Below are 9,172 nucleotides of genomic sequence, written 5' to 3'. Positions count from 1 at the left end.
GGGTCGAACATCTAAAGGGCATGAATGGTGTCCTTTTTTGGTGTTCTTAAATGGTTATTACTAATAAATGGTATACAAAAATAAAGTTGATGGCAAAATACCTATCAACTTTATTTATCGTACAGCCGCTTTATCTAATTTATAGAAGGTCAGTGTAATCAATTTTGGTTACACTGACCTTTTTTATCTTATTTTTAAATTAACAGAGTTATTGAAAACTGTTACAAAAAGTGCATACTTATTTTGAATTAGAATTATATGAGGAATAAGTTATTTTTTATCTATTTGATTCTTGAAAAATTCTAGAGGGAGATTTTTAAATGAGCAAAATAGATTATATTGTAGCTGGTTTATTTATTATTGTTGGTGCATGGCAGTTATTTGTTACTGTTGGCTATTTGAAAGAATTGAAGAAAAACGGAAATAAAAAGACCTCACCATTTGCTTTGATGGCGTTTTGGTCATCTCTTGTAATTGGAGTAACTTTAGTCATCTTAGGAATATCAGGTCTTCTTTAAAATAAAAAAAGAGATTCCACCCAGGTAGTTATTAAATGAAGCAATAGAAATTCATCTAACTATTTTGGAGGAATCTTTCTTTATTTATTCAGCACTTTTACGTTTGCAAGACTATTTTTACTTAAACAATAACTTTTGTCATTTCGCTAGTAGCCCCTTGAGTGTCAACATTGAGATGTTGAACATTCCAATCAGGATGAAGTGCTTTGATTTGGTCAACTATTTGCAATCCATTTTCAGTCTGGTCGACGATGCACATCATTGTTGAACCACTGCCACTGATGTACATAGTTCCGTCAAACGATTCACAAATTTCTTTAGTCGTCTGATAATCAGGGATTAAAGTACTACGATAAGGCTCGTGCATTTTATCAACGATACTCTTATGAATCAAAGCTAGATTGCCATCTTCAAGAGCTTTGGCTAAGGCTAATGCGTGTCCGACTTGATAGGTTGCTGTTTGATAAGACATTTCAGAAGGCAAGATTGAGCGTGCTTGATTAGTTGAAACAGCATAGTTAGGAATAATCGTGATAAATTGAAGTTCATCATTAATGTCGAAATGGACGCTTTCGATATTATCATCTGAATCAACAAATGATGAAACCATTTTTCCATAAATAGCAGGGGCAACATTATCGGGATGTCCTTCCATTTTTGTGGCTAGGCTCAACAGTTCTTCTTTTGAAAGTCCAGACTGAAACCACGCATCAGCACCTTTTAGGCCACCAACGATACAAAAAGCGGAGCTGCCTAAGCCTCTAGAGATAGGGATATTATTTTTAATAGTTATTTTTAAATTTGGGACGGGTTGATTAAGGTATTGGCAACCTCTAACAAAGGCTTGATAGATTAAGTTGTTCTCATTTTGAAATTTTTCTGGACAACCGCTGATTGTCAATTTTTGTGAGTTTTCTTCAAAGTAGACTGAGGAATACAACGAAATTGCCAAGCCTAAGCAATCAAAACCAACGCCGATATTAGCGCTAGTTGCTGGCACTTTGATTCTTATCATAAAATTTTTCCTCAACTTTTGCTTTAATGTAGTTTTCCATATTGTTAGTTTCGATAATATCGTGATGCAAAATTGGCAAATCGAACAAATTTTTTAAATTTCTAGGAATTGGAACTTGAGAAATTTCTTCTAGTTGTTGCATAGCTTCTTGATCGTCTTTTGCAGGATGTTTTAGGATTGCTTCACTAACAGCATGAACGAATTTATAAGGACTAGCAGTACTCAATAAAATATTGGGAGTTTGGTCATGAATCTTTTGATAATCACGCATGGCTTTGTAGCCGACTGCTGTATGAGGGTCCATTAAGTAATTGCTCTTTTTAAATAATGAATTGATTGAAGTCTTGATTTCTTCATCAGTACTATAAGCACAGAAAAAATCTTCTTTAATTGCAGAGAGAACTTTATCACAAACCCGATAGCGACCAGTTTGTTCAAGCTCTGTCATTAATTTTTGAACATAAGCAGTATCCTCACCACTTTTGTAATATAGTAGTCGTTCAAAATTGCTAGAGATTTGGATGTCCATACTAGGGGCAATCGTTTGATAAAACGGCATGTTGCGGTCATAAATCCCAGTTTTAAAGAATTTCGTTAAAACGTTATTTTCATTGCTGGCAACGATGAATTTATTGACAGGTAGACCCATTTGTTTGGCATAATAACCAGCCAGAACATCGCCAAAATTACCAGTAGGAACTGTAAAGTTGACTTTTTGTCCTAATTTAAGAGTTTTTTTGTTAACCAACTGAATATAAGAAGCAAAGTAATAAACGACTTGCGGAATCAAGCGACCAATATTGATTGAGTTGGCAGAAGACAAGCTAATTTTGTCACCCAAACTTTTTTTAAATGCTTGATCGTTAAAAATTTGTTTGACGTTTGTTTGAGCATCGTCAAAGTTTCCTTTGATGGCGGTAATGTCAGTATTGTTGCCATCAGTCGTTTCCATTTGTAATTGCTGAATTGGGCTGACTCCTTGATAAGGATAGAAGACCGTGATGCCAGTTTGTTCAACATTTTTAAATCCTACTAAGGCAGCTTTACCAGTATCGCCACTAGTAGCAGTTAAAATCATTACTTTCGTATCGTCGTCTAGAACTCTTTGCATCAATTGGGGCAACATTTGTAGGCCGATATCTTTAAAGGCGCTGGTTGGTCCATGGAATAGTTCTAAAACATGGAAATCATCAACATCAACAACTGGAGTGATGTTTTTGTTGTCAAAGTTATTGCCATATGCATTTAAAATGCTGGAGTGAATCTCAACTTTGGTGAAATCTGGCAACAATTTTTCCAGAATCACCTGTGCAATAGATTGATAACCCATCGTTACAAGTGATTTTAAATCGACTTTAAGCTGGTTTAGTTGCGGATAGACGAAAAGTCCGCCATCATCAGCAAAGCCTTTTTTTATTGCATCCTTAGCTGAAATCTTAATTTTGTCGTCTCTTGTACTTGTATAATTCTTTTCCATAAACGTAGCCCCTTGTTTTTAGAATGTCTATATGGTAACCTGTTTCTCTATAAAAGACAAGTGTTCATGTATCGTGAACACAAAAAAGAAAACGGGAGGTTAAAACCATGAAAATTGCATTATTAGGATTTGGAACAGTTGGAAAAGGCGTTTATGAAATAGTTAAGAAGGTTAATATGCAAACCCAAAACCTCTCAGTAAGTAGAATTCTGATTCGAAAAGGCAAAGAAAGCATTTTACCAGAAATGACAGATAGTGTTGAAGAAATTGTTAATGATCCTGAAGTTGACGTGGTAGTTGAGGTTATGGGAGGAATTGAACCTGCTCATACTTATATTTTGGAAGCCCTAAAGCATCAAAAGCACGTGATTACAGCTAATAAAGCAGTTATTGCAAAATATTTGAAAGAATTTAACGAAACGGCTCAACAAAATAAAGTTAAATTTTATTTTGAAGCTTCAGTCGGAGGTGGGATTCCATGGATTCAAGGATTGGAAAAGGCCTTACGAATCGACAAAGTTAATTCCATTTCAGGCATTTTTAATGGAACTAGCAATTATATCCTCGACCAAATGACAAAGAGTAACGACTCATTCAATAAAGTATTAGAAAATGCTCAAAAATTGGGCTATGCGGAAGCTGATCCTAAAGCTGATATCGATGGTCTCGATGTGGCGAATAAGCTTTGTATCAGCGCTGACATTGCTTATGACATCAATATTTCTAATCGAGATGAGTTGCCAATTTTTGGAATTAGAAATATTGAATTAAAGGATATTAAATACTTTGAAAAGAAAGGCTACGCTGTTAAATTGATGGGCTTTACACACCAGTTTGGCAATCAATATGATTACGTCGTAGAACCAGCGCTAGTAGAAAAGCATACGTTAGAAGCCAACATAGCCGATAACTACAATTTGATTTCGCTCAATGGAGATACAATTGGACGTCTAGACTTCTTTGGTCAAGGTGCAGGGATGTTCCCAACAGCAAATGCGGTCGTTCAAGATGTATTGGATATCAAAGAAGGTAAAGGACATCTTGAACGGGATTTTGATCAAGCTTTGGAATACGATGCTAATCTTTATAAAAAAGATTATATGATTCGAGCTGCTTTTGATTGTAAGGCCTTATTTAAAGATTACGCACCAACTGATAAGGGCGATTTTCTTTATATTCTTCAAATTGCTTCAGGTGAAATGCACCGTTTGATGAAATTGATTTTGAAAAAAGATTCAAAAACTTTTATGGTTGGTTTGCCAGATTCGATTCAAAAAAATGGAATCAGCAGGGTTGTTTCTTCTAGTCAGGAGGCAATTGCCTAATGAAAGTTGCTAAATTCGGTGGAAGTTCAGTTGCTAATGCGCAACAATTCAAAAAAGTTAAAGAAATTGTTTTAGCGGATAAGAAGCGAGAAGTAATCGTTGTCAGTGCGGTCGGGAAGAGTTCAAATGAACCGATAAAAGTTACCGATATGCTATTAGATTTGGAAAAAGCTCGTAATTCAGATCAAGCGACAAGTTTTTTGTTTAAAAAAATCAGCGACAGATTATTGCAAATCAGGGATGATTTAAAAATTGATTTACGCCTAGAAAATGATTTGTTAGAAATCAAGCAAAATTTAGTTGTTTGTTCACATGATTATTTAATCTCTCGAGGAGAATACTTAACTGCAAAATTATTGGCAAAGTACTTGGGTTATCAATTTATTGATGCAAGTTCCATCTTGATTTTTGATGGAGCTGATTTAGATTATCAAGCCTCTAAAAAAGCTTTGATGAAAGTTCGTCAGAAATTTAAAAATATTGTCGTGCCAGGATTTTATGGCAGCAAAAAAGATAATGCAATTCATTTAATGCCAAGAGGTGGCAGTGATATTTCCGGCGCCATTTTGGCTAGTCTATTAAATGCCGAATTGTATGAGAATTGGACAGATGTCTCAGGAATTTTGATGGCAGATCCAAACATTGTTAATCATTCAAAAAGAATCGACTTCTTGTCTTATGAAGAATTACAAGAGCTATCTTATATGGGCTTTGGTATCTTCCAAGAAGAAGCTATCTTGCCAGTTAGAGAAAAGCAGATTCCTACTAAAATTTTGAATACGAATCACCCAGAAGAAGGTGGAACTTTAGTAGGTGATTTTTTGAATCGAAATATTGAAAATAAATTAATTACAGGAATTGCTGGTAAAAAGAATTATACGGTCATTACGATAAAAAAATATCAACTCAATCAGCATATTGAAGTTTTGCAACAAGTTTTAGCAGTCCTGCAAAAATATCAAATTGTTGCTAACTATGTTCCATCTGGAAATGACAGTTTTATTTTCTTATGTCAACAAAATCCTTCAAATACTAATTTAGATGTGGCTATTCATGATTTAAAAGTAAATAAGACTTTGGACGAAGTAAAAGTCGTTCAAGACATTGCCCTAGTTGTGGCAGTTTCTTGGCAATTAAGCAAACGTCCTTCATTGGCTGGTAAAATTCTTGAGTTCCTCGATAATAGTCGAATCAATGTTAAGATGGTTATCCAAGAAGGAAGTAATATGAAAGTTGTTTTTGGCGTTAATAATGGAGATTATGAAAAGACAATAGCCAAAATATATCAGGAAGCGAGTTTTTATAAAATGAAAGTTTCAGCGTAAATCAATAATGTCACAGAGTCTTTAATTTAAGGCTTTGTGACATTATCTTTTTGAAATTAACTGATGTAAAATTTAAAGTTTATTTTCTTTGTTTTATTAATATGTTCACCTTTAAAGAAAAAAATTAAAACATTTTAATTTTCTAACTACATTTTTTGATTAGTCTAATGTTATACTGTTTTTATAAAATCCTTGATGAAAGAATAATTTTGCAAAGCTACAAATAGAAAAGCGGTACCATTAATATTTATTTAAATAGGGTCAATAATTCAAGTTTTTATCAAGAAGGATTTCTTTTATCAATGAATTTAGGGGGAATGCGATGGAAGAAGTGGTTTTTCTTAAATGAATATGTAAGTTTTGACAGAAATGGCAAGGGGGAACTATGAATTTAAGAAATAAAATGCTATTTGCGACTCTTTTAGCATCAAGTGGCTTAATATTAACGACTCAAGGTGTTAAAGCAGAAACAACAAAGACAGATTCACAAATAAATCAATCGATTACACAAAGTTCCAATCAATCGATTCAAGAAAATCCAACGACTCTAAATGGCGTTTCAAGAACTAATAGCGATGTTTCTCAAGAAAGATCACAAACCATTAATTCAGCCGAAGTTTCAACACAAAATCCTCGTCAACAAGAATCTGACGAAAAAAATTAAAATTCACAAAATATGTCTTCTAATGCTGAATCTGCAATACAAAATAATGCAGTAGAAGCTAATAATTCATCGACACAAGCAACACAAAGTCAACCAAAACAAAATCAGCAGACTATTCAAACTCCGCAAACGGTTAAATCAGAACAGTTAGACGGGGTTTATACAGTTGGCGACACTGTTACTTATCTTTATTACGCCGATGGGTCACAAGTTAAAAATAGAGCACTAGCTCCAAAGTCAGCTTGGTATACTGATACTTGCAATACTAAAAATGATGGTTCGACTTATTATCGTGTTTCTACTTTAGAGTTTGCCAGAGGCGATGGTGGAACTTATCAATCATATGTTCAGCCATTTCAAGGGGATGCAACTGTCGTCTATCGAACTGGGTCAAGTATCCATTCATTTACTGGTTACGGGAATAGGGCTGTGTATCAGGGGACTGATTTGCCAACCGGTAGCAATTGGAAAGTGAACAATCATGCCAAAATTGGTGGTAAAGAATGGTATCAAATTGGCAATAATGTTTGGATACCTCAAGACAACGTGGTCATCAATAATGGCCAGTATCAAGATGCAGACTGGGTATATGGAGTACCTTTAATTTCGCAACGACCAGAATTGCCTAATGGTTGCGAAATTACGGCGGTAACAATGATGTTGCATTATGCAGGGGCAAATGTTAATAAGATGCAACTAGCACAAGAAATGCCCAGAAATAGTGATCCTAATTATGGTTATATCGGGCAACCTTGGGATGCAACAGGCATCACGATTTTCCCTTCAGCCTTAATGGGATTAGTTGAGAAATACGCTGGTACGGCCAAAAATCTGACTGGGCAAGGACTTGATGCCATCAAATATCAAATCAACTTGGGACACCCAGTGGTAACTTGGAATACTTTGCATGGTTTTCCATATCATGCCCTAGTTGTTACAGGATATGATAAGAATTATATTTACTACAACGATTGCTGGACTAATCAATCAACACGGATGGGGATTAATCAATTTATCAGCAATTGGAACACGCAAAATAGACGTGCAATAAGTTATTAGGGGAGAAAAAGATGAATAAAAAATCTAAATTAATCTTTGCTTGTGGTTTTACATTATTGATGTTGACAGTTTCAACGCAACAAAATGTTAAAGCTGATACAACTAACGATGCACAAACTAGTACCAATGTTCAATCTAGTGATAATCAGACTGTTACTGGAACAACCAGTAAACAACAGCCAATTTCAGAAGCAACTCAAGAATCTACATCGCAAATAAAACCATCGACTTATCAAGAACAATCAGTTCAATCGAGAACTAATACCCAAACTGATAATCAACCAGATGCATCTAGTGAACAATCTAATGAAAACAATTCTAATGTTCAACAAAATGGTCAAGTAAACGATCAAAATACTATTCAAAAACAAACAAATAATCAAAATAATAATCCGGTAGTTTCAGCTGGAACAGACCAACCAACTGATAATCAAACTTCTGATTCACAGGGAACGATTACGCCAATTAAAGGGGTCGTAACCACTAACAACAATCAGATTACTTATCTTTATCGTCAAGATGGTTCTAGAATTTCTAATCGTGGTTTAGGAGCAAACTCACCTTGGTACACTGATCAAAAATTAGATAATGATGGCGAAACTTATTATCGTGTGGCTACTGGAGAATTCGCAAATGGCAAAGATGTCGTTTTGTCGTTTGGTAGTGCAGCTAATGGAACTGTGCGGGTTCAAAAAAATGGTGCCACTGGCTATGAACGTCAAGAAAGTGGTTTTTCCAAATTAAATAATAGCGTCTTTGATGCTAATTCAACTTGGAAATATAATCGTACAGATTATGTGGATGGCTTAACATATTATCAAATTGCTTCTAATGTTTGGATTAATAGTATTGATGCCACAACTAGTGCTGTTTATCAAAACCCAAGTGGCTGGATTCAAATCCAAAATACTCAAATAAAACCTAATGGCGGCGTTGGTTATTACTTATATAATGGCGTTGAAGGTATCAAGACTTGGTTAGTAAGAAGATACTTCGGTTATTCAAATGCTCACACGATTTATGATGGATCTGTTGCTAATAGTGTCAGAGGAGTTCAAAGAAATGCTGGTTTGCCTGTCACAGGAGTCGTTGATTTGGCTACTTGGCAAGCAATGGGCTTTTCTGAGAGTTCATGGTATGGAATCGACTCTTACATTGCACCGCTTAGAACAAGCATCACAAGTACCAGAGCAGATCACATAGAAGCAATGATCAGTGAAGCATACAAGTATATTGGTAAACCTTGGATTTCAGGAGCATCTAGTTCACCTAATTATGGTGTTGACTGTTCAGGATTAGTCACACAATCGCTTTATGCTTCCGGAATTGATTCAAGTCCAGTTACCTCGATTCAACATGCTCAACCTGGTAACGAATGGAATTGTCAATTATATTGGAGCGATAGTAGGATTCACCAAGTTAACTATGGCAATCGTCAACGTGGAGATTTGATTTTCTTCTCAAATCCTGCAAATGGTTCAATTTGGCATATGGGAATTTTACTTGATGCTAATACGATGATTGAATCATGGCCCTTTGCAGTTCAAGTTCACTCAATTTATTCCGGTCGTGGAAATATTGTTGGTGTAAAACGTGTTTTTGCATAATTAAAATTTAGATATAATTATTCATGTGGGATGAGGATTAAACTTATTCCACTTTTTCTTTTGATTTAAAATATTTTGACTTACTTGTTTAAAAAATAAACTTGTATTAACATAAGAACGTATAATTTAACAGCGTCACGGAATCCTTAGTCCATACCTAGGTCAAGGGATTCGTGACGCTT

General features: G+C 35.0%; 8 protein-coding genes. 6 read left to right on the top strand and 2 right to left on the bottom strand.

Annotated features, from left to right (window positions below; all coding sequences use genetic code 11):
• The first annotated feature begins 320 nt into the window (after positions 1 to 320).
• Complete coding sequence (locus FHL06_RS08605; RefSeq protein ID WP_153385812.1) at positions 321 to 518, top strand: hypothetical protein; 198 nt, start codon at positions 321 to 323, stop codon at positions 516 to 518.
• A gap of 121 nt (positions 519 to 639) precedes the next feature.
• Here the strand turns inward: FHL06_RS08605 and thrB are convergent, their stop codons facing one another.
• Entirely contained in the window at positions 640 to 1,533 is an 894-nt protein-coding gene (gene thrB, locus FHL06_RS08600; protein WP_153385811.1) for a homoserine kinase, read from the bottom strand.
• Positions 1,505 to 3,010, bottom strand: a complete 1,506-nt coding sequence (thrC, locus tag FHL06_RS08595) for a threonine synthase (protein ID WP_153385810.1) — start codon at positions 3,008 to 3,010, stop codon at positions 1,505 to 1,507. Before thrC ends, thrB begins: the two co-directional genes overlap by 29 nt.
• Before the next feature lie 107 nt (positions 3,011 to 3,117).
• Between thrC and FHL06_RS08590 the strand changes: the two genes are divergently transcribed.
• From FHL06_RS08590 to FHL06_RS08570, 5 genes are all read left to right on the top strand, one after another.
• Positions 3,118 to 4,335, top strand: a complete 1,218-nt coding sequence (locus FHL06_RS08590) for a homoserine dehydrogenase (RefSeq protein ID WP_153385809.1) — start codon at positions 3,118 to 3,120, stop codon at positions 4,333 to 4,335.
• Positions 4,335 to 5,660 (top strand): aspartate kinase, encoded by a 1,326-nt coding sequence (locus FHL06_RS08585; RefSeq protein ID WP_153385808.1) that lies wholly within the window; start codon positions 4,335 to 4,337, stop codon positions 5,658 to 5,660. The genes FHL06_RS08590 and FHL06_RS08585 overlap by 1 nt, the downstream gene beginning before the upstream one ends.
• 385 nt (positions 5,661 to 6,045) lie before the next feature.
• Positions 6,046 to 6,324: a hypothetical protein gene (locus FHL06_RS08580; protein ID WP_153385807.1), complete on the top strand. Its 279-nt coding sequence runs from the start codon at positions 6,046 to 6,048 to the stop codon at positions 6,322 to 6,324.
• Positions 6,325 to 6,336: 12 nt separating this feature from the next.
• Complete coding sequence (locus FHL06_RS08575) at positions 6,337 to 7,383, top strand: C39 family peptidase (RefSeq protein WP_153385806.1); 1,047 nt, start codon at positions 6,337 to 6,339, stop codon at positions 7,381 to 7,383.
• A gap of 11 nt (positions 7,384 to 7,394) precedes the next feature.
• A complete protein-coding gene (locus tag FHL06_RS08570) occupies positions 7,395 to 8,990 on the top strand; it encodes a peptidoglycan-binding protein (RefSeq protein WP_153385805.1) in 1,596 nt (531 codons plus the stop codon).
• Positions 8,991 to 9,172: the final 182 nt, after the last annotated feature.

The sequence above is a fragment of the Companilactobacillus halodurans genome (assembly GCF_009600985.1).
Classification (GTDB): domain Bacteria; phylum Bacillota; class Bacilli; order Lactobacillales; family Lactobacillaceae; genus Companilactobacillus; species Companilactobacillus halodurans.
The sequence above is the reverse complement of the archived record's forward strand: the minus strand, read 5'-3'. Positions and strand labels throughout refer to the sequence as shown.